Annotated in this window: 17 protein-coding genes; 9 read left to right on the top strand and 8 right to left on the bottom strand. The window is 66.6% G+C overall.

From position 1 onward, the window contains the following. Positions 1-6: 6 nt before the first annotated feature. Genes treY through QMF22_RS10375 form a run of 4 tightly spaced genes read left to right on the top strand, consistent with a single transcriptional unit; the run spans position 7 to position 5,499 of the window. Positions 7-2,397, top strand: coding sequence for a malto-oligosyltrehalose synthase (treY, locus tag QMF22_RS10390; RefSeq protein WP_283453240.1), 2,391 nt, complete (start codon positions 7-9; stop codon positions 2,395-2,397). Continuing rightward, positions 2,394-4,148, top strand: a complete 1,755-nt coding sequence (gene treZ / locus QMF22_RS10385) for a malto-oligosyltrehalose trehalohydrolase (protein ID WP_283453238.1) — start codon at positions 2,394-2,396, stop codon at positions 4,146-4,148. Before treY ends, treZ begins: the two co-directional genes overlap by 4 nt. A gap of 58 nt (positions 4,149-4,206) precedes the next feature. After that, positions 4,207-4,692: a hypothetical protein gene (locus tag QMF22_RS10380; RefSeq protein WP_283453236.1), complete on the top strand. Its 486-nt coding sequence runs from the start codon at positions 4,207-4,209 to the stop codon at positions 4,690-4,692. A 60-nt stretch (positions 4,693-4,752) separates the two neighbouring features. After that, entirely contained in the window at positions 4,753-5,499 is a 747-nt protein-coding gene (locus tag QMF22_RS10375; protein WP_283453234.1) for an enoyl-CoA hydratase/isomerase family protein, read from the top strand. Between the two features lie 362 nt (positions 5,500-5,861). Here the strand turns inward: QMF22_RS10375 and QMF22_RS10370 are convergent, their stop codons facing one another. Then, positions 5,862-7,550, bottom strand: a complete 1,689-nt coding sequence (locus QMF22_RS10370) for a DUF222 domain-containing protein (protein WP_283453232.1) — start codon at positions 7,548-7,550, stop codon at positions 5,862-5,864. Between the two features lie 244 nt (positions 7,551-7,794). On the opposite strand from QMF22_RS10370, the gene QMF22_RS10365 reads away from it, so the two are divergent. Then, complete coding sequence (locus QMF22_RS10365; protein ID WP_283453230.1) at positions 7,795-8,790, top strand: hypothetical protein; 996 nt, start codon at positions 7,795-7,797, stop codon at positions 8,788-8,790. A gap of 65 nt (positions 8,791-8,855) precedes the next feature. Here the strand turns inward: QMF22_RS10365 and QMF22_RS10360 are convergent, their stop codons facing one another. From QMF22_RS10360 to QMF22_RS10335, 6 genes are all read right to left on the bottom strand, one after another. Beyond that, positions 8,856-10,250, bottom strand: a complete 1,395-nt coding sequence (locus QMF22_RS10360; protein WP_283453228.1) for a DUF2079 domain-containing protein — start codon at positions 10,248-10,250, stop codon at positions 8,856-8,858. Positions 10,251-10,650: 400 nt separating this feature from the next. Beyond that, positions 10,651-12,123 (bottom strand): dihydrolipoamide acetyltransferase family protein, encoded by a 1,473-nt coding sequence (locus tag QMF22_RS10355; protein ID WP_283453226.1) that lies wholly within the window; start codon positions 12,121-12,123, stop codon positions 10,651-10,653. Next, on the bottom strand, positions 12,123-13,142 hold the full coding sequence (locus tag QMF22_RS10350; RefSeq protein WP_283453225.1) for an alpha-ketoacid dehydrogenase subunit beta: 1,020 nt from the start codon (positions 13,140-13,142) through the stop codon (positions 12,123-12,125). The genes QMF22_RS10355 and QMF22_RS10350 overlap by 1 nt, the downstream gene beginning before the upstream one ends. Beyond that, on the bottom strand, positions 13,139-14,281 hold the full coding sequence (pdhA, locus tag QMF22_RS10345) for a pyruvate dehydrogenase (acetyl-transferring) E1 component subunit alpha (protein WP_283453223.1): 1,143 nt from the start codon (positions 14,279-14,281) through the stop codon (positions 13,139-13,141). Before pdhA ends, QMF22_RS10350 begins: the two co-directional genes overlap by 4 nt. Before the next feature lie 109 nt (positions 14,282-14,390). Then, positions 14,391-14,879, bottom strand: coding sequence for an Lrp/AsnC family transcriptional regulator (locus QMF22_RS10340; RefSeq protein ID WP_283453220.1), 489 nt, complete (start codon positions 14,877-14,879; stop codon positions 14,391-14,393). A 6-nt stretch (positions 14,880-14,885) separates the two neighbouring features. Beyond that, entirely contained in the window at positions 14,886-15,683 is a 798-nt protein-coding gene (locus QMF22_RS10335) for an oxygenase MpaB family protein (RefSeq protein WP_283453217.1), read from the bottom strand. 194 nt (positions 15,684-15,877) lie between these two features. Here QMF22_RS10335 and QMF22_RS10330 point away from each other — a divergent pair, with 194 nt between their 5' ends. Further along, entirely contained in the window at positions 15,878-16,438 is a 561-nt protein-coding gene (locus QMF22_RS10330) for a YceI family protein (protein ID WP_283453215.1), read from the top strand. Here QMF22_RS10330 and QMF22_RS10325 read toward each other — a convergent pair. Next, the gene (locus tag QMF22_RS10325) at positions 16,428-17,324 is read right to left on the bottom strand and encodes a phosphotransferase family protein (RefSeq protein WP_283453213.1); all 897 of its coding nucleotides are present in this window, start codon (positions 17,322-17,324) and stop codon (positions 16,428-16,430) included. The two genes, QMF22_RS10330 and QMF22_RS10325, sit on opposite strands and share 11 nt — an antisense overlap. 724 nt (positions 17,325-18,048) lie before the next feature. Between QMF22_RS10325 and QMF22_RS10320 the strand changes: the two genes are divergently transcribed. The 3 genes from QMF22_RS10320 to QMF22_RS10310 all read left to right on the top strand — a co-directional run bounded on the left by QMF22_RS10320 (position 18,049) and on the right by QMF22_RS10310 (position 21,458). Further along, positions 18,049-19,083, top strand: coding sequence for a nitronate monooxygenase (locus QMF22_RS10320; protein WP_283453212.1), 1,035 nt, complete (start codon positions 18,049-18,051; stop codon positions 19,081-19,083). Positions 19,084-19,257: 174 nt separating this feature from the next. Continuing rightward, positions 19,258-20,733: an amino acid ABC transporter substrate-binding protein/permease gene (locus tag QMF22_RS10315; protein WP_283453192.1), complete on the top strand. Its 1,476-nt coding sequence runs from the start codon at positions 19,258-19,260 to the stop codon at positions 20,731-20,733. Next, positions 20,730-21,458 carry an amino acid ABC transporter ATP-binding protein gene (locus QMF22_RS10310; RefSeq protein WP_283453189.1) on the top strand — a complete coding sequence of 243 codons (729 nt, stop codon included), beginning with the start codon at positions 20,730-20,732 and terminating at the stop codon, positions 21,456-21,458. The genes QMF22_RS10315 and QMF22_RS10310 overlap by 4 nt, the downstream gene beginning before the upstream one ends. The last annotated feature ends 8 nt before the right edge of the window (positions 21,459-21,466 follow it).

The following is a 21,466-nucleotide window of genomic DNA, read 5'->3' as shown; positions in this document are numbered from 1 at the left end:
CGTTCGGTGACCCTTGACGCAGATCTTTTCGTGACGGTGCCCGTCGTCGCGCCGTTGTCCACCTACCGCCTGCAGATCACGGCGGGTTTCGACCTTGATGCGGCCGCTGAGATCGTCGATTACCTTCGCGATCTCGGTGCCGACTGGGTCTACCTGTCGCCGCTGTTGAAGGCGGAGGACGGATCGGAACACGGTTACGACGTCGTCGACCACTCCCTGGTCGACCCAGCACGGGGCGGGGCGGATGCCCTGGGTCGTCTGGCCGTTGCTGCGCATCGGGTCGGGCAGGGCGTGCTCGTGGACATCGTGCCCAACCATGTGGGCGTGGCCACGCCGCGGCGAAATTCCTGGTGGTGGAACCTGCTGCAGAACGGCGAACGGTCACGGTACGCCGAAGCCTTCGACGTGGACTGGGAGTTCGGCAACGGCAGAATCCGCATTCCGGTTCTCGGTGATGTTCAGAGCGGTGACGCTGGCCGGGACGAGCTCGACCGGCTCGAGTTGGTCGACGGCGAGCTGCGTTATTTTGACAACCGCTATCCGGTGGCCCCCGGAACGGCCGACGACGGTGCCAGCCCGGCGGAGGTGCACGACCGGCAGCACTATGAGTTGGTGAACTGGCGCCGCGCCGACGCGGAGCTGAACTATCGCCGATTCTTCGCCGTGAACAGTTTGGCCGGCATTCGGGTCGAGGTGCCCTGGGTGTTCGAGGAGTCGCACCGCGAGATCGTGCGCTGGGTCAAGGACGGCCTGGTGCAGGGCATCCGGGTAGACCATCCGGACGGCCTCGCCGACCCAGCCGGCTACCTCGAAGCCCTGCGCCGCGCCACCGACGCGGCGTACGTGCTGGTCGAGAAAATTCTCGAAGGGCCCGAACAACTTCCCACGAGCTGGGCGACGGCCGGGACGACCGGGTACGACGCTCTCGCCGACGTCGACCGGGTGCTCGTCGATCCGGCCGGCCAAGAGGCCCTCGACGCCCTGGAATCACGGCTGCAGGGTCACACCATCGCCTGGACTGATCTGGTCTTTCGCAACAAGCGTGCGGTGGCCGACGGCATCCTGCGCTCGGAAGTGCTGCGCATCGCCCGGTTGGTACCGAACGACGAGGAGACCGACACGACCGCCGACGCCGTGGCGGAACTACTCGCCTGGTTCCCGGTCTACCGCTCCTATCTGCCCCTCGGTCAGGGCGACCTGAAGCTGGCGGCGCAGCGATCGGTCAGTCACCGCCCCGAGCTGAAGGCCGAAATCGACCGGCTGCTGCCCCTGCTGGGCGAGCCCGGGCATCCGGCGGCCGTGCGTTTTCAACAGACCTCCGGCATGGTGATGGCCAAGGGCGTCGAAGATCGGGCCTACTACCGGTTCGGTCGGCTGACCTCGCTCAACGAGGTGGGCGCCGACCCCGACGAGTTTGCCGTGACGGTGGCGGAGTTTCACGGCCGGCAGCAAGCGCGTCAGGCCGGCTTTCCGCGGTCGATGACGACCCTGTCAACCCACGACACCAAACGCGCCGAAGACGTGCGCGCCCGCATTTCGGTGCTCGCCGAGATCCCCGCCGAGTGGGAGGCCGCCCTCGACCAGCTGCGGGCGACGCATCCGCTCGGGGACGCACCGTTTGAGAACCTGCTCTGGCAGTCCATCGTCGGCGCCTGGCCGGCCAGCCGCGAGCGACTCACCGCCTACGCGCTCAAGGCGGCGCGTGAGGCCGGAACCTCCACGACCTGGACCGAGCAGAACGCCGACTTCGAAGCGAACTTGAGCGACCTCGTCAGAGGTGCCACCGATCCGGGGCCGACCCACGATCTGATTGCTGCGCTCGTCGAGCGGATGCGACCGGCCGGGTGGAGTAACTCGCTCTCACTCAAACTGCTGCAGCTGACCATGCCGGGCGTTCCCGACGTCTACCAGGGCAGTGAATTGTGGGAGACATCGCTCGTCGATCCCGACAATCGTCGCCCGGTCGACTACACGCTGCGCCGCGAGTTGCTGACCCGCATCGACAGCGGATGGTTTCCCGAGGTAGAAGAGACAGGTGCCGCCAAGCTGCTGGTCACCGCCCGGGCCCTGCGGCTGCGCCGCGACCGACCAGACCTGTTCGTCCGCTACGCCCCGGTTCCGGTCTTCGGGTCCGGGGCGAGCCACCTCGTGGCGTTTGATCGCGGGGGAGCGATCACCCTGGCCACCCGATTGCCGATCGGGCTGCACCTGAACGGCGGCTGGGGGGACACGACGATTGCCTTGTCCGGGCGCGCTTATATCGATCTGGTCACACAGGAGCGCTTCGAGGGCCCGAACCTCGACGTCGCCCAGGTGCTCGCGCACTACCCGGTGGCTCTCCTGATGGCCGTCGATGACCGAAATCCCGTCACTACCCACACAGGACGACACGCATGAACGATCAGAAATTTGCAGTCTGGGCGCCCAACGCGCACGCCGTGCAGGTGCAACTCGGCCCGGATCGGCTCGAGCTCACAGCGCGCGACGACGGGTGGTGGGAGCTGCCGGCATCCGCTCAACCCACGGTCAGCGGGCCGATCGACTACGGATTCATCGTGGACGGGCGCGGACCGTTCGCCGACCCCCGGTCGCGGCACCAGCCCGACGGCGTGCACGCCCTCTCGCGCACCTTTGACGCCTCGGCCCACGCTTGGCAGGACACCGACTGGACCGGCCGCCAGCTCGCCGGAGCAATCATTTACGAACTGCACGTGGGAACGTTTACGGCCGAGGGTACCTTTGAGGCGGCCGCGAGCCGGCTCGACCACCTGCACTCGATCGGCGTCGATTTCATCGAACTGCTGCCGGTGAACGCGTTCAACGGCACGCACAACTGGGGCTACGACGGCGTGCTCTGGTACGCCGTGCACGAGGGCTACGGCGGCCCGGCCGGGTACCAGAACTTCGTCGACGCCTGCCACCAGCGCGGCATCGGCGTCATCCAGGACGTCGTCTACAACCACCTGGGGCCCAGCGGCAACTATCTGCCTCAGTTCGCCCCGTACCTCAGTGAGGCGGCCGGCAACACCTGGGGCTCGTCCCTCAATCTCGACGGTCCGCACTCCGACCCGGTGCGGCGGTACATTCTCGACAATGCACTGATGTGGCTCGGCGATTACCACGTCGATGGGCTACGCCTCGATGCGGTGCACGCCCTGCGCGATACCAGCGCCACCCACCTGCTCGAGCAGCTCGCCGTCGAGGTCGCAGCGCTCAGCGCCGAAACCGGTCGGCCGCGCACGCTGATCGCCGAATCCGATCTCAACGACCCTCGGCTCGTGACGCCGCGCGAGGCCAACGGCTATGGCCTCGACGCGCAGTGGAGCGACGATTTTCATCACGCCGTGCACGTCGCCCTGACCGGCGAGACGACCGGCTACTACGCCGATTTCGAGCCCCTCAACGCCCTCGCCAAGGTGCTCACCCACGGGTTCTTCCACGATGGCACCTACTCGAGCTTTCGCGAGCGCACGCACGGCCGTCGCATCGACCTCGAGCGCATGCCCACCTGGCGGCTGGTCGTCGCCTCGCAGAATCATGATCAGATCGGCAACCGCGCCGTCGGCGACCGGTTGAGCGAGCAGCTCGATACCGGCCAGTTGGCCATAGCCGCCGCGTTGACCCTGCTCGGGCCGTACACACCGATGCTGTTCATGGGCGAAGAGTGGGGAGCCACGACACCGTGGCAGTTCTTCACCTCGCATCCTGAACCGGAGCTCGGCGCTGCCACGGCCCGAGGTCGCATAAATGAGTTCGCCCGCATGGGCTGGGATCCGGCGCTGGTCCCCGACCCGCAAGACGAGCAGACCTTCGAGCGCTCCAAGCTCAACTGGAACGAAGCCGCCGAACCGGAACATGCTCGACTGCTCGAGTTCTATCGCGACCTGGCCGTTTTGCGCAGCACCCGCCCGGACTTCACCGATCCCCGGTTTGACCAGATCGCCGTGGAATTCGATGCGGCAGCCGGGTGGTTGCGGCTGCACCGCGGCAGCACCAAGATCCTCATCAATTTGGGCACCCGGCCGGTGCGGGTTCCGGCCGGAGGCGGTGACATCGGGCTGTCCTTTGCGGCCGAGGGCGACGCCGTGCAGGGGCGGCTGCCCAACGCCCTGCAGCTGGCACCGCACTCGGTGGTCGTTCTGGCCTGATCGTATCTGGCAAGATGGGGCTGACTGCTGCACGAACAGGCGGCAGAGAGGATCAGGCATGGGATCGTTTCTGTCGCCGATGACAGCCACCGCGCTCGAGCACCTGCTCAACCTGCAACCGGATGCCGCGCCCCTGGACCGGTTGCGCGCCATCCGCTCGCTGCAGGCCGCGCTCGATCAGGACCCGGCAACTCTGTCAGCGGTGCGCGATGCTGTCGCGGCAGATACGTCGTGGGATGAGATCGCCGACGCGACCGGTCTCAAATCGCCAGCGGCCAAATGGCGTTGGGGCGGCACTGACGACGAGATCAGCGCCCGCCTGGCAGCCGGCCGGAAACGATCCGTGCGACCCAGCAGCGTGCCCACCGACCTCCCCGGGCTGTCCGTCGCCGAGGCTGCCGCCGCACGTGGAGTGAGCGCCCAGGCGATTTATCTGCAGGTTCGGCGCGGCACCCTGGTCAGTCGCACGGTGACTCTGCCCGATGGTCGAAGCTACAAACGTGTGTTCCCGACCGGGGCACCCGACTCCGCTCCCGACGCGTAGCTGTTCTGGACACGACCCCCGTCATCCTTCCCAACACCGACCTCAATGGAGACGTCCGCAATGACGAATACCCCGATCACCCTCACGATTGAACGCCGCGCCGACCGGGTGCACGTCGAACTCAACCGACCCGACGTGCGCAACGCTATCGACCAGACCATGATCGACGAGCTGCATGCCGTCTGCGCTGAGCTCGAGCAGCAGCCGCGCATCCTGATCATCACGGGCGCGAACGGCGTCTTCGCGTCGGGCGCCGACATCGCCCAGCTGCGCGAACGCCGCCGGGACGACGCCCTGCTCGGCATCAACTCCGGGCTGTTTTCCCGCATAGCGCAGCTGCCGATGCCGGTCATCGCCGCGATCGACGGCTGGGCGCTCGGCGGCGGAGCCGAATTGGCTTACGCCGCCGACTTTCGCATCGCCTCGACGAGCGCCCGGCTCGGCAACCCCGAGACCGCGCTCGGTATTCTTCCCGCGGCCGGAGCGCTCTGGCGCCTGGCAGAGTTGGTGGGGGAGCCGGTGGCGAAAGAGATCATCCTGGCCGGGCGCATCCTCGGCGCCGCGGAGTGCCTGGCCGTGCACCTGGTTACCGAGGTGCACGACCCCGACGACCTGCTGGCCGCCGCGCACGCGTTGGCCGACCGCATTGCGGCGCAGGACCCTCTGGCGACCCGCCTCGCCAAGGAGGTCTTTCATGCTCCCCGAGCGGCGCATCCGCTCGTCGATAACACGGCCCAGTCCATTCTGTTCGAGTCGGAGGCCAAGTTCAGCCGAATGGATGCCTTCCTCGCCCGTCGCAAACGGTAGCGATCCCGTCGTCCTTCGGCGGGTGTGCATTCACGACGTGGTGTGGGGGCCATGGGGAGGTAGTCGTCGTGCGGGTGACCCCGTGTCGGGTCGTCTCCGTCTCGTTGGTCGAGTCGGTCGAGACCGCGATCCCGGGACGCGCAGCTATCGCCGGTGCCGGCCGCACGGCTGCGGGGAGCTGCGCTGTTCAGTTTTGGCAGTCGTCGTGCGGGTGACCCGGTGTCGGGTCGTTCCCGTTTCGTTGGTCGAGATCGCCATCTCGTGACGGGTGGCTGTCTGCGGGGCCGGCGCTGGGGGCGTCGGTAGAAGCTCGTCGGGCCGGAGGTGTTCGGCCATGAGCGGGTTCTTGCTGGGCAGGGGTATCAGCGTTTGTTTGGGGTCGATTTCGATCGGGGGTTGTAGCCAATATTGGTCGCTCTGGAGGTAGATCGTCCAGTGTCGGTTGTGTAGCAGCATGTGATGGTGTGCACACAGGGAGATGGCGAAATCGATGTTGGAAAGTCCCTGATCAACCCATTTTTTATGTGGTGCGCTTCTGTCCAGGAGGGTGGTTGGTCGCAGTCGGGCCAGCGGCAGCCGCCGTCGCGCGCGGCGAGGGCCCGGCGTTGTTCGCGGTTGAAGAGACGTTCGTCGCGTCCGACGTTGAGGGGTTGGCCGGACTGACTGAACAGGATTCCGAGGTGGCCGGTGTCACAGAGATGCCGTTCGATCGTCTCCGCCGACACCGGAGCGGGGTTGCCCTCGAGGTAACCGAAGGCTGATGTGGCGGTTCGGCTCCCCGACGTGCCGCTGGTCGTAGTGCCGCTCTCCGTGGTTCCAGCCTCGGGGGCCGGGCCTGTGGTGCGGGCCGGGCCAGCCTCGGGGGCGGGGCCAGCGGCGGGGCCGGCCGTCGGGCCGGTTGTTGGGTCGGGGATGGTGGTGGGGCGGTCGGGTTCGGTGACGATGATTTGCACGACCGGGCGGCGCCCGCCGAACATGGTGTTCGGGTCGGCGTCGGTGCCGAGCTTGAGCAGTTGGGTGAAGGAGTCCGCGGCGATCTGGTCCAGGGTGCGCGGGTCGTCCTTCACTCGTTGCGCCCACTCGGCTCGTTCCCGGTCAACGAACCGCACGCCGCCGCGACCTGGACTGGTCAGGGCGTCGTAGGTGGCCATCCACGTTTCTCCCTGCTCGGGAGCCAACAGGGCGTGCAGGGTGACCATGCCGTCGGCGCGCCGCCACAACGACCAGGTCGTGTCATCGCGGGCCTGCTTCTCCCTAGCCTGGATGCCCGCCGCGTCGAGGTCGTCGCGCAGGCGCCGCGCCCGCTTGTAGGCCTGCTCCGTGTTCTTGCCCGGCATCTCGACCAGCAACAGGCGCAGAGCGGCGGCCAGCGTCTCGGCGGTGATGGCCTGATCCAGTGTGCCCAAACCTCGTAGTAGGGCGTCGCCGACGCCGGGCGAGAGTGTACCGGCGGTGACAGCGTGCAGAATTGGTGCCTGCCAGGGCACCACCACCGGCTCCACGGTCACCACGGGACCCTGGGGAACCGGGGGCGGTACCGGGCGGGGCGCAGCCATGGGCAGTGGCGGCAGATCGGGGTGCAGCGTGGCCCACGCCGCCGCGCGCTCCGCCTCTCGAACGGCGTCCCGCTCGGCTGCGCGCTCGGCTTCCGCGAGGGCGTCGGCGGTCGCCTTCGCGACCCGCTCGGCTTCTCGAGCGGCATCCGCTGCCCGCCGTTCGGCGGTATCAGTGCCGTTCATGAGTACGCCGACGGCCAGCAGTCGGCCGGCCTCCATACGGCTGAGTCCGGTAGCGTCTTGCACCATCAGCGTCGGGGTACCGAACCCGTGCCGGACGGCCAGACCGGACTGACCCAGCTCGTGCCTGGAACGCTGCGCGATCGTTCCGGCCAGGAAAGCCGCGACCGTGTTGCTTAGTCGCAGCAGGTCGGCGATCGGACCGCGAGCCGCGAGCACCTGCGCATCGGTCAGGGTGTTGAACGAAGCGCTGGAACAACCGAGCGCGGCGACGGCCTCCGCCGCCCGGGTGAGCTCCATCGCGAGGTTGTTCATGGTTCAACTCAACACCCGACCACCGACATTTCCGAGAAAAAATCACGCATATATGCCCGAAATCGACCGAGTCCGGAAGAGAATACCCAAAGAAATGTTTTGCAAGCGATCAGGTCTCGGGTGACAACCGTGGGAGGCACCGCCGATGCGCGGCGCGGCACTGGTTCGGGCGATTCTGGTCTGTGCTTGGATGGAAGGAGTGCGAAGGCGGACTGGTCTGCCCGCACTCGATCGGGGGGACCTCATGACACTGGTGAACAGTTCGGCACCGACCAGCCCGCGGGATATCGCTGCGGCACTGACTCTGTGGGTGCCATTCGTGGCGGCCGTCGTCACCTGGCTATTGTGGATCGATCGCCTGCCGGGCGTGCTGCCACGGCAGTGGGGGCGTGATGGCGCGGTGAGCTCGACGATGCCCACCTGGGGAATGGCCGTGGTCGCGCTCGTGGTGAGTCTGGGCGCCGCAATTCTGGCCACCTACTGGCTCCGCGAGCGAGGTGCGCCCAATCGCCGCCAGATCTATCTCGGGCTCGGTTCCGCGGCGGGGTTGTCGTCGAGCCTGTGGCTGACCACGGCCGGCATCACCGTCGCTGCCGGCCCTGCGGAACCGAAAATGGGCGCCTGGGTGCTGCTCACCTTCGCCGCCTGCGGGTATGGTCTGCTGCCGTTTCTGATTGCCCAGAAATGGGTGACCCCGGCGACCGTAACGGAACTCCCGGAGACTTCCTCCGCGACAGCGACAGCCGATCCCGACGCAACCTGGAGCAAAGTCGTGACGAGCCCGGTCATGGCTGCGATCGGCGGGCTCATCGTGGTCGGCGGGGCCATCGGAATCGTAGCCCAACTGCGCGATGAGGGGCTGACCGGTGCGACCTCGGCGAGCGCCATGGCGGCGGCGATTGTCGTTCTCATCTTCCTGGTCACGCTGCTCTTCGTGCAGGTTCGGGTGAGCGTTGACCAACGTGGGCTGCGCGTCGTGTCGCGGTTGCTCGGCATCCGTTTGAAGCAGGTGCCGCTCGACCAGATGGAGTCCGCGTTCGCCGATGCCGTGAGTCCGCTGCGATCCGGTGGCTGGGGATACCGCCTGACCGGCGGACGCTCTGCCGTGGTCATGCGTGGCGGGCCGGCCCTCGTGGTGAATCTGCGGCGGGGCAACCAGTTCGCCGTGACCGTCGACGACCCGCAGGGCGCCGCGGCCCTGCTGACCGCCCTCAGGGCCGCGAACCCGACGGCGCACTAGCGCCCGGGCCCAGTCCACGGTGCCGTGGGTCGCGAAGTACAGCGCGGGAAGTGGACGGAAAGGGATCAGGGCGCAGCGGCGTCGCGGCGCGCCACCTCGTAGCCGCCGGCGGCATGGATCGTGGTGAATTCCACTCCGGGGTGCAGCGCCTGGGCAACGACCTGCACTGACGTCCACTCGGCGGGCAGTCCGCCGGCGGCGAGATCGATCACGAGATAGTCCGGCAGCGGATTCTCATTGCCGAGCCAGTAGACATCGGTTCGTTCCACGAGATAGTTCATCAGCCCGATGTCGGATTCGACCAGCGCCCCGTCGGGCACACCTCGCAGGGCGGCGGTCGCAGCGGCGGCGCGATGCGTCGAAAAATGGGCTGGGACATCCGCCAGTTTGAACAGCGGCAGCGTAGTGGCGAGCACGAGCGCTGCGACAATCGAAACGGATGCCGCCAGCCGCCCGTATCGGCGCATCCAGCCCTGCAGGCTGCCAAGAGCGAGCGCGATTCCATCGAGCGCGGCAGCAAACAGAATGGGCATCAGCACGGCGCTGTACTGCCAGGTCGGACCCCAGTAGCCCGAATTGTCCGACAGGAACCGCCAAGCCAGAGTAGGCAGCAACACGAGTGCCAGCGGGGACCGCACGGCGATGAGCCCGCCCGCCACAAGCAGCAGCAGCACGGTCACGCTCTTCTGCGGCTGAAAGAGTGCGGCCGGGTCCTGCAGAATGCGGAGCGGGTCGATACTGCTCGCATAGGCCCAGGCGCCATTCGGGTTGAGCAGCGGCAGAATGACCAGGCTGGCCAGGGCGAACCAGCCCACGCCCCAGACAGCCAGCCACACGCCGAGCGGATGCCGGCTGCGAACGGCCAGCACGATGCCCAGGGCGGCCACGGTGAGCCCCAGGTCTTCCTTGACGAACACCAACGGCATCGCCCAGAGCAGGCAGGCCACCCACTGACGCCCCAGAAAGGCGGTCAGTGACAGCGCCAGCAGTGGTACGGCGAAGGCGATTTCGTGGAACTGTGCTTCGACTGCACCCTGCAAACCCCAACTGAACGCGAAGGCCAACCCGAACAGCGTGCCGGTGAGTCGGCCGAGCAGCCGAACCGCCGCGTAGGTGAGGGCGGCGGCAGCAAGGCCGAACAGCGCGTTCTGCACGACCAGCAGGGTGAAAGCGTGCGGGAAGACCGCGAAAACGGGTGCGAGCAGCACCAGAAGCGGGTGGAAGTGATCACCGAGCAGGTTGAAACCATCGCCCTTGATCGTGACGATGGGCGCCTGAAGTGCCGCGTACTGTCGGGCCAGCTGGGTGAAAATTCCCAGGTCCCAGGACGGTGCGGCAAAACTGCGCCACTGCAGGGCCGAGAACACCGTGTACAGCGCGGTCGTCACGAGTCCGACACCGGCCGGAAGCACGAGCGGAGCCAGCGCGGTCCGGAGCTGGCCGCGGCGGATTCCCCTCATTCGACAACGCTAACGCACCCCCCACCAATTTCTGTAGCAGCGCGGGACCTTTGGCCCTAGGCGACCGGCGAGGCAGGCGACACACTGAGAACGTGCCCCAAACAACGGCACACTCGGAGATCGAATGACACTCACTTGCCCCTTCTGCCGTTCACAAGCCCGACTGAGCCCGAATCCGGCCCACGCCGAGCGTAATTCACTTCCCGTCTACATTCTCAAGTGTTCCGGATGCGACCACACCAGTGTGCGCGTCACCTCGGTGCGCGGCCAGCTGGCAATAAACGCGGTCGGCGTCTGATTCACCGCGTCACCCCGCTCATCCTCCCGGCGTCACCCCGCGCCGTCGATGACAACAAAAGCACCTTCGCATGCCCCATGCGAAGGTGCTTCTTTTGTACCCCTACAGATCGGCGAGCAAACTCACCGGGTTTTCGATGCAGCGGGCCACGTAGGTGAGAAACCCCGCGGCGGTTCCGCCGTCGCAGACACGGTGATCGAATACCATCGACAGCTCAACGACAGAACGCACCGCGAGTGCGTGATCGATGACCCACGGCCGTTCGATCATGCGCCCGATGCCGAGGATCGCCGCCTCCGGATGGTTGATGATCGCCGCCGAACCGTCGACGCCGAGCGACCCGAAGTTGTTCAGGGTGAACGTTCCGCCGGTCAGCGCACTCGGCGCGAAGGTGCCGCCCTGGGATTGGGCCACGAGGGCGGCGATGGCGTCGCGCAACTGCCGGGTGCTCATCGCGTGTGCGCCGTGAATGACCGGGACCATCAGCCCGCGCGAGGTTTGCGCGGCAATGCCGAGGTTCACGGCGCCGTGCTGCAGGATCTCCTGGCTCGCGTTGTCGACCGAGGAGTTCAGCACCGGAAACTGCCGCAGGCCGGCCACGACGAATCGCGCGATGAGCGCCGTCACGCTGAACCGCTCTCCGGTGGCTGAGAGCAGCTGATCTCGCGCTGCGAACAGGGCGGTCGCGTCGACGTCGAGCCAGATGGTGGCCTCGGGAATCTCCCGCCGCGACGTGGTCAGTCGCTCCGCGACGACCTTGCGCAGCCCGGAAATGGGAATGCGAATATCCGCATTCACGTCGGAGGCGGCGGGTGCGGGCGCGCTCGGCTGGGCCGGCACCGCGGGTAGTACCGCGCCCGGCATTGCAGCCGGCATGCTGAGGTGGTGAATGTGATCCTCGACGTCACTGCGCAGCACGAGACCATCCCGTCCGCTTCCGGCCAGCATGCTGGCATCAAACCCGTTCTCGCGCGCCAGTCGGCGTACGATCGGCGACACGACGGGGGATCTGCGGATGGGATCGACCGTGCTGGGCGAAACATCCGCGCTTGAAACGGCGGCGAGAGAAACGGATGCCGCCACCTCGGTCGGGCGCTCGGCGCGCGTCACTGCGACCGGCGGTGTCGGTGCGGACGGAGCTGCCGGTGCGGGGGCATCCGCTGCCCGCGGGGCGCCGAACCGGCCGGCCGCAACTCGCCGCGCTGGTCGGGTGCTCTCGGTGGTTCCGTAGCCAACGAGCACGGCGCCGGACCCCTCGGTCGGGGCGGCGGTCGCCATGGCGGCGGGAACGCCGACGGCGACCGGTGTACCCGGTGCGTCGCCAGCATCTGCAGCCTCGGCATCGGCAACCGTCAACAGCACCTGACCGGCGTGGATGACCTGCCCTGGCTCACCGAACAGGCTCGCCACAACGCCGCCGTAGGGCGACGGCAGTTCCACGATGGACTTGGCCGATTCGACCTCGACCACGGCCTGGTCGATGGCTATCACGTCTCCAGGAGCGACCAGCCAGGCGACGATCTCGGCTTCGGTGAGACCCTCACCGAGGTCGGGCAGCAGAAATTCGCGGCTCATCAGGACCACTCCCAGGTGGAGAGTGCGGCCAGGATGCGGTCGGGGGTGGGCAAGAAGTACTCCTCGAGTTTGGGCGACGGGTACGGAATGTCGAAGCCGGTGATGCGCAGAATGGGCGCGGCCAGGTAAAAAAAGTTGCGCTCGGTCAGGCGGGCGGCAACCTCGGCGCCGTACCCGCCGAACTGGGCGGCCTCGTGCACGATCGCGGCGCGACCGGTCTTACGAACGGATGCCCCCACCGTCTCGTCGTCGAACGGCGACAGCGAGCGCAGGTCGATGACCTCGACCGAGAGCCCCTCGGCCACGGCCTGCTCGGCGGTGGCGAGAGCCGTCTTCACGGTCGGACCGTACGCGATGAGCGTGACGTCGGTGCCCTCCCGCAGCACGACGGCCCGGTTCAGGGGCTCGGTCTGCACGGGCAGCGCGAGGGAGGCCTTGCTCCAATAGCGACTCTTCGGCTCCATGAAGATGACCGGGTCGTCGCTCGCAATTGCCTCGCGCAGCATGGAATAGGCGTCGGCCGGGTTCGACGGGCTCACCACGGTGAGTCCTGGGGTTGCCGTCCAGTAGGCCTCGGACGAGTCGGAGTGGTGCTCGACCCCGCCGATGTCGCCGGCATAGGGGATGCGGATGACGATCGGCAGCGGGATCTTGCCGCGCGTGCGGTTGCGCATCTTCGCCACGTGCGACACGATCTGCTGGAACGCCGGGTAGCTGAACGCGTCGAACTGCATTTCGACGACCGGGCGCAGGCCGTACATGGCCATGCCGATCGCGGTGCCGACGATGCCGGCCTCGGCCAGCGGTGAGTCGCTCACCCGGGTCTCGCCGAATTCGGCGTAGAGCCCGTCGGTAACCCGGAACACGCCGCCGAGCGGTCCGACGTCTTCGCCGAACAGAACGACCGTTGGGTCATCGACCATCGCGTCGCGAATGGCCGCATTGAGCGCCGCGGCCATGGTGAGGCTTTCGGGTGCGCGCACCGCAGTGCCGGTTTCCAGGGTCTGCTGCGGGCTCATCGGGCGCTCTCTTCGTTGGCTATGGCGGATGCCGCGGCATCGCCGTCGAGTTCGGTCGCCAGAAAGGCGCGCTGCTCGGCCAGGGCTGACCGCGGAGTGGAATAGACGTGCTCGAACAGTTCGAGCGGATCGATGACCGCCTGCTCGGTCATGCACTCGCGGGTGGTGGTGGCGAGAGTCTCGGCGTCGGCCAGAATCGACGCCCGTACCTCCTCGGTGAGCGCTCCCTGGGAGACGAGATACTTCTCAAGGCGTTCGATCGGATCGCGGCCGCGCCACAGGTCGACGTCGGCGGTCGTGCGGTAGCGGGTCGGGTCATCCGAGTTGGTGTGGGCTTCGATGCGGTAGGTGAGACCCTCGATCAGCGTGGGCCCTCCGCCGCTGCGGGCGAGGTCCATGGCCGCTGAGATGACGGCGTACATGGCGGCGACGTCGTTGCCGTCCACGTAGTAGCCGGGCATGCCGTAGCCGATCGCCTTGTCGGCGATGGTGCGGCAGGCCATCTGTTTGTCGAGCGGCACGCTGATGGCGAACTGGTTGTTCTGCACGACGAACACGACGGGGGCCTGCCAGACGGCGGCGAAGTTGAATGCTTCGTGGGCGTCGCCCTCGCTCGTGGCACCGTCACCGAGCAGGGTGAGGGCCACGGTGTCGTCGCGCTTGAGCTTCGCGGCGGTGGCGAGGCCGACGGCGTGCAGCGCCTGGGTGGCTAGGGGGGTGGCCTGCGGGGCGATGCGGTGCTGCTGGTAGTCGTAGCCGCTGTGCCAGTCGCCTCGGAAGGAGGCGAGAATATCCTTCGGCTCGACGCCGCGGGTGAGCAGCGCGATGCTGTCGCGGTAGGTGGGAAACAGCCAGTCCTGCGGTGCGAGCGACGCGACCGCGGCGATCTCGCAGGCCTCTTGGCCGAGCGCGGAGGGGTAGGTGGCGAGGCGGCCCTGCCGGGTGAGGGCGGTCACTTGCACGTCGAATCGGCGGGCCACGACCATCTGGCGGTACAGATCGAGAAGGGTCTCCACGGTCGGCAGGCGGAATCCACCGCTCTCGTGCTGCGGCACCGCGCGGCCTTGATCGTCGATCAAACGCAGCGGTGGGGGTGCCAGAACGGCGGTCAAACTCGGGTTCTCGACATTGAGGCTCATGAGGTAATGGTGCGCCCTTTTTATCGGCGCGGTTGCTCTTTTTCGCAGTTGTGAACGATTGGCCGATCCGCTGCCAGACGGCGGCCAAACGGCTGTGAAAACTCGTGAATCAGTGCCAGGCGTCCGGGGTGGCGCCGGGAGCGTGCCCGGTGATCTCGTCGAGAATCAGGTGTGACCGGGTCGAGATCACTCCCGGCATGGTGTGGATATCGCGCAGAATGGCCTGGCTGAGCTGCTCGTGATCGGGCGCGCTGACGGTGAGAATAATGTCGATGTCGCCGCTCACGGCCTGGGCCTTCTCGACGAAGGGCAGTTGCGCAAGCTGCGCGGCAATTTCACCCCAGGCCACGTCGCCGATCTTCACGACGACGAGCGCTGACACGTTGAGACCGAGCGCCTTGCGGTCGGTCTGGGCGCCGAAACCGGTGATCACACCGTGGCTGATCAGTTTCTGTACCCGGGTGTGGGCTGCGGTGCGTGAGATGTGCACCTGCAGGGCCAGCTGACGCATGGAGAGGCGGGCGTCACGGCTGAGCTCGGCGATGATCTGGCGATCAGTGCTGTCGAGTCCGGGGTGGGGAGTCTGCGGCTGCGTCATGAGCTTTCACACTACCGGCGCCAGCGCGGAAGCGTGGAGGGCGCGCAGGTAATGATTCTTCGGCCAGTGGCGCAGCGCTTGAGGCAAGCGCGGATAGATCAAACGGATGCCGCCCAACACCCGCTCGAACCGGCGCTCGCGTCGCCGAGACCAGGGCAGATCGTAGAGTCGTCGTACCTCTGGCGGCAGCAGCCCGGCGGTCATCAGCCGGGCGAGGGGGAGGGCGGCGCGGTACCAGAGTGGGGCGGTGCGGGAGTGCAGCAGCTCGTGTGCGACGGCGCGAGTGGCGGCATCCGTGGTGAGGAGCGCCAGCTGCTCGTTCCAATAGCGACCGAATGCCGCCCGGTCGCTCGGCCAGAGCTGCGGCGGCACCTGCAGCGACGTGCCCAGGCGGGAATACTCCCGGTAGACCGCGTCGGCGGTGTCGTCATCGAGGGGCCCGTAGACCAGGCCGTGCAGGTGGGTGGCCGATTCGTACAGCGTTGCGGCGACCCAGAGCTGCAGTTTGGGGGTGAAGGCGTTGTACTTTGGGGTCGTGCCTTCGGAGTGCACCGGACCATGCGCGTGGTTGACTCGAGCGGTCATCGCTTCGGCCTGTTCGGCATTGCCGAACACGATCGCGTAGACGTAGCTGAGGGTGCCGTTCAGTCTGTCGAGCGGCCGGGCGGCGAAGTCGCTGTGGTCGGCCACACCGTGCCCGATCGGCGGATTGGCCAGCTGCAGCAGGATGGCGCGGCCTCCGGCAGCGATCAGGATGCCCTCGCCGGCGACCCCCTGCATGCTCGGTGAGCGTCGTCTCCTCACCGCTACCTCCCAATGAACACGCAGAACCCCGTGACAGGGTGAGCCTATTCGGTCGGGCTGAGTTTAGGTCTCGTCTGAACGCCCGAATAGGGGGACATGAATATTTGTCTTTTGGGGAATACGACCGTCTTCTATGCACTTGCATGTATCCGAGGGCGACAATTCCTGGGCCCACAAACTTGAGGAGAACTTCTATGAGCGACACCAACGTACTGAGCATCCCGGGCTACAAGGCCGGCACCTGGACCATCGACAAGACCCACAGCTCCGTCAGCTTCAGCATTCGCCACATCGTCATCAGCAAGGTCAAGGGCACGTTCGATGACTTCGACGCCACCTTCGTCACCGGCGAGAACCCCCTGCAGACGAGCGTCACCGCGTCCGCCCAGGTTGTCTCGATCAACACCAACGAGCCGGGCCGCGACGGTCACCTGCGCACCGGCGACTTCTTCGACGCCGAGACCTACCCGACCATCGACTTCGTGTCGACCGGCGTGCGCATGGTGAAGGACGAGTACCTCGTCGACGGCAACATCACCATCAAGGGCGTCACCAAGCCGGCCACGTTCGAGTTCGAGTTCGGTGGCTTCGGTGGAGACCCCTACGGCAACTACAAGTTCGGTGCCACGGCCAAGACCGAGGTCAACCGCGAAGACTTCGGCCTCACCTACAACGCTGCCCTGGAGACCGGCGGCATGCTGCTCGGCGACAAGGTCACCATCACGCTCGAACTGCAGGCCGCGCTCAACGCGTAACCCGTAGCTTTCTCGTGAGCGGGCCCCACTTCGGTGGGGCCCTGCTTCGTTTACGAGCCAGCAGGAGTATCCACTCGGTCAGGCGTCGACGCAGTTCGGCACCGTCGAGGTCGGTGCGGCCGAGGTCCTGATAGTTGGGCGCCCAGGTTTCCACCCGGGGGTAGGCCTTCAGGGCGGCGAACTGGTCCCAGCGGCCGACCTCGGGGGTGGGGGAGCCGAAGGCGTCGTCGTAGGCGCGAGTGAATTCCTCGGCGACCGTAACGTCGTAAAGGAAGACAAGGTCCTGGCGGCACCAAGCCAGGTCGTAGCCGCGCGGCGCGCGTCCGGCTCCCGACCAATCCACGATCCCGGTCAGGTGGCCCTCATGCCAGACAGTATTGCCAGACCAGAAGTCGTTGTGGGTGAGCACGCGGGGTGCATCGCGGAGTTCTGTCCAGACCGCGTGCAGCGGTGACGTGGCCGCTGGCTCGGTGAACAGGTCGGGGAGCGACGTATCAACGGCCACAGCGTGGATGCGCGCCAGCGCCTCCCCGAGTTGCCGTGCGAAGTCCTCCGGGTCCTGCGGGGTGATTGAAGCCCGACCGGGCAGCAGCGTCGTGACGATGAGCGGGTATGCGTTCTGGGCACCGCTTGGGTCGGCGGCGAGCAGTTGCGGTGCCAGCTCACCAAGATCGCCCAGCCCGGCGAGCACTTCAATCTCGCGGCGCACAGCGTCATCACCGGGTGGGAACTGGCGCAGCACGAACTCGCTGCCCGTGGACGTGCCGATGACGTTCGTGGTGGCGTGGGTGCCGCCGGGAAGCGTGCGCACCCAGTGGAGCTCGCTGACGGCAAGCTCGCGGGCGGCCCACTCCAACACGCCGGGGGAGACGGAGACGGAATTCATGCTCTAAAGTTACGCGTCTCGAACGGCCTGAGCTGCGGTCGAGTTGCGTTACCGCGAGATGACCACTCCGGCCCCATCGTTTTGGCGAGATGCCATGTTCGACCCCTTGGCGGGCGCTCACGGGCCGAAGTTGTCGTGTCGACGTTGACGTTCAACGTCCACGGGGCGGAACGTGTCGTATCGCCGCCGGTGCGGCCAGGCCATCGGGCCGATGTCGTCCTCTCGCCCCGTGAACCTCCTCCTCGTCGGCGAGCCCGACCGCGAGCCCTCGGAGGAGTCACGCCGGGCGTGAGTCCGTGCTGTCGAGCCACAGGTCGACGGACTCGCCGCGGTGCACGCCGTCGCTGCTGCACTACCTGTCCTCTGGTCGGTGAGGCACTGCCCTGGCTCCACGATGAGGCCGAGATCAATGCGGATATGTGGGCAACGCCCGAGCAATCCAGGGGTTGGGTGACCGACCTGTACCGGAGGGTCGGCGAGCACTCCGCCGCGACCATCGAGACCCGCCGACGCGGCATGGTGGAAGGACTATCGGAAACGGTTGAAAGCGATGGCCGGGTCGGTGCGACTCTAGAGCGGATGCCCCAGCGGTCATGGCGCCGTCCCGATCTGTGCCAAGGTGCAAGAGGGGACGGGCTGATTCGGGCCCGCCGCCAGCGCTTGGCGCCAAATAGATCATTATTCCAATAGATGGAACAGCGGTCTAATCTATTGAGGAGTTTCCGTGTTCACCCTTACAGCCCTTGAGATTCCCGTCATTGCTGCCCCGATGGCCGGCGGAGCCTCGACTCCGAACCTCGCCCTCGCCGTGAGCGAGGCCGGCGGCCTGGGTTTTCTTGCAGGCGGCTACAAGACGCCCTCGACCCTGGCCGAGCAGATCGCCGATCTGAAGCAGCGCTCCGAGCACGCCTTCGGCGTCAACCTGTTCATTCCGCAGCGACCGATCACGGACCGCGGCGCCGTCGAGACCTACCGCGATGCGCTCGCCCGCGAGTACCCCGCCGCCACGTTCGGCGAGATCGCCGACGCCGACACCGACTGGTTCGCCGAGAAGGTGGACGTGGTCATCGACCTCCAGGTTCCCGTGGTCTCCTTCACCTTCGGCCTGCCTCCTGTCGACGCCGTCGAGCGGATGCACGCGGCCGGTTCGTTCCTGATCGCCACCGTCACCTCGGTGGCCGAAGCCCTCCAGGCCGAAGCCCGTGGCGTCGACACGCTCTGCGTGCAGGGGCCGGAGTCCGGCGGGCACCGGGCGACGTTCAGTACCAGCGACGAACCGGGCGTGATGCCGCTGGGTGAGCTGTTGATCGCGATTCGCGAGGTGGTGACGCTGCCGCTGATCGCGGCGGGCGGCATCCACTCGGGCGGGCAGATCGCGTCGCTGCTGACCAACGGCGCCGCGGCCGTGCAACTCGGCACGGCATTTCTGCGCACGGCAGAGTCTGGCGCGAACCCTGCCCACCAGGACGCCCTGGTCGATGTGCGATTCACCGATACAGTCGTCACCCGGGCATTCTCCGGCCGGCCGGCGCGAGGCCTGAGCAACGCGTTCATCACCGCCCACGATGCCAGCGCGGCGCACGAGTATCCGCAGGTGCATCACCTCACCAAGGGCCTCAGAGCGGATGCCGCCCGCCGCAATGATGCCGACGGGCTCGCCCTCTGGGCCGGTACCGGGTTTCGTGAAGCAAGCACCGGTCCAGCCGCGGCGGTGCTCCTGGGCCTGTGGATCGATGCGCACGCTGCCGTCAGCTCGTAGACACATCTGCCTGACCGGCCTGAAGATCGGTGAAAACCGTGGTGGGGCGCGCCCGAGGTAGGCTCTTTCGACAGGTGTGTAGCATCCGCTACCCGGTAGATCAGCGTCGATCGGCGCGAACAGCCCTGTAGCCGCCAGGTGCGAGCAGGTCGTACGACAAGAAATGGTTCTCCTTTGCGCAAAATAACTGAATTCCGGTCGGGAAAGCTCGCGGTCGCCGTCACTGCGTTGCTGGCTCTCGCCGGCGGATTCGTCGGCATCAGCGCCGCAGCCGCCAGCCAGCCTCAAGCCCAGCCGAACACTGCGGTCACCGGCGAAACCTACATCATCGGCACCGACACCACTTTTGCACCGTTCGAGTACCGCAAAGACGGTGAACTGACCGGCATCGACATGGACCTCATTCGCGACATCGCGAAGAACCAGGGTTTCACCGTCGAGATCAAGTCGCTCGGCTTCGACGCTGCTCTGCAGGCGTTGCAGTCCAACCAGGTCGACGGCGTGATCGCCGGTATGTCGATCACCGACGAGCGAAAGCTCATCTTCGACTTCTCCGACCCGTACTTCGACTCCGGCGTGCAGATGGCCGTCGCCGAGGACAACACGAAGATCACCGGGTACGCCGACCTGGCCGGCGAGACCGTCGTCGCCAAGCGCGGCAGTGAGGGCGAGACCTTCGCCAATTCGATCAAGGACGAGTACGGCTTCACCGTCAAGGCCCTGGCCGACTCCGCCACCATGTACGACGACGTCAAGGCTGGCAACTCCGTTGCGGTCTTCGACGACTACCCCGTGCTCGCCTACGGCATCAGCCAGAACAACGGGCTGAAGTCGGTCACCGAGAAGGAACAGGGCAGTTCCTACGGCTTCGCCGTGAACAAGGGCCAGAACCCAGAACTGCTCGCCGCCTTCAACACCGGGCTGGCCGAACTGAAGAGCAACGGCGAGTACCAGGCCATTCTTGATTCCTACCTGGAGCAGCCGGCACCCGTCGCAGCATCCGGTTTCTTCGGCCTGCTGAGCGACAGCCTGCCCGCCCTGATGAAGGGCCTCGGTCTCACCCTGCTCGCGACCGCGCTCTCCATTGTGATCGCCCTCGTGCTGGGTGTGCTGTTCGGCTTCTTCAAGGTCTCGGAGAGCCGTGTGCTGCGCGGCATCGCAAGCGTCTACGTCAGCATCTTCCGCGGCACCCCGCTGCTCGTGCAGGCATTCTTCTTCTACTTCGGCCTGCCGCAACTCACCGGGCAGTCCATCGACGTGCTCACCGCCGGTGTGCTCACCCTGAGCCTCAATGCCGGTGCCTACATGACCGAGATCGTACGCGGCGGCATCCAGTCGGTTGACCCGGGCCAGACCGAGGCCGGTCGCAGCCTCGGCCTCGGCTACGTCACGACAATGCGCCGCGTCGTGCTGCCGCAGGCCGTCAAGATCATGACGCCGTCGTTCATCAACCAGTTCGTGATGACCCTGAAGGACACCTCGCTCCTGGCCGTGATCGGATTCGCCGAACTCACCTACCAGGGCCAGCAGATCTATGCCGCGAACTTCCGCACCGGTGAGACCCTGCTGATCGTGGCCGCGCTGTACTTCATCGTCATCAACCTGCTCACCATGCTCTCCAACAAGCTCGACAAGAGGTTCAACAAATGAGCAAGATCAGCGTCACGGGTCTCCGCAAGTCGTTCGGCTCCAACGAGGTACTCAAAGGCCTCGACGTCGAGATTCTGGAGGGTGAGGTCGTCTGCGTCATCGGCCCCTCCGGATCCGGTAAATCCACCTTCCTGCGCTGCCTCAATAAGCTCGATGAGCTGAGCGCCGGCACGGTCATCGTCGACGGCTTCAACCTCGGTGACAAAACGGTCGATCTCAACGAGGTGCGTCAGCACATCGGCATGGTGTTCCAGCACTTCAACCTGTTTCCGCACATGACCGTGCTGCAGAACATCATGCTTGCCCCGGTCGAGCTGAAGAAGGAATCCACAGCGGATGCCCGCACCACCGCACTGAAACTGCTCGACCGGGTAGGCCTCGCCGACAAGGCGACGGCCCGGCCCGCGCAGCTCTCCGGCGGCCAGAAGCAACGTGTGGCTATCGCCCGGTCGCTGGCAGTGAACCCCGATATCATGCTGTTCGATGAGGCGACGAGCGCGCTCGACCCCGAGATGGTCGGCGAGGTACTGCAGGTCATCCGCGACCTGGCCGCCGAGGGCATGACCATGGTCGTCGTCACCCATGAGATGGGTTTCGCCCGCGAGGTCGCCGACCGGGTCATCTTCATGGCGGACGGCGTCATCGTCGAGGAGGGCACCCCGGCCGAGCTGTTCGGCAACCCGCAACAAGCGCGCACCCAGGACTTCCTTTCCAAGGTGCTCTAACGGGCCCG

Source organism: Cryobacterium sp. PH31-L1 (assembly GCF_030063145.1).
Classification (GTDB): domain Bacteria; phylum Actinomycetota; class Actinomycetes; order Actinomycetales; family Microbacteriaceae; genus Cryobacterium.
The sequence above is the reverse complement of the archived record's forward strand: the minus strand, read 5'-3'. Positions and strand labels throughout refer to the sequence as shown.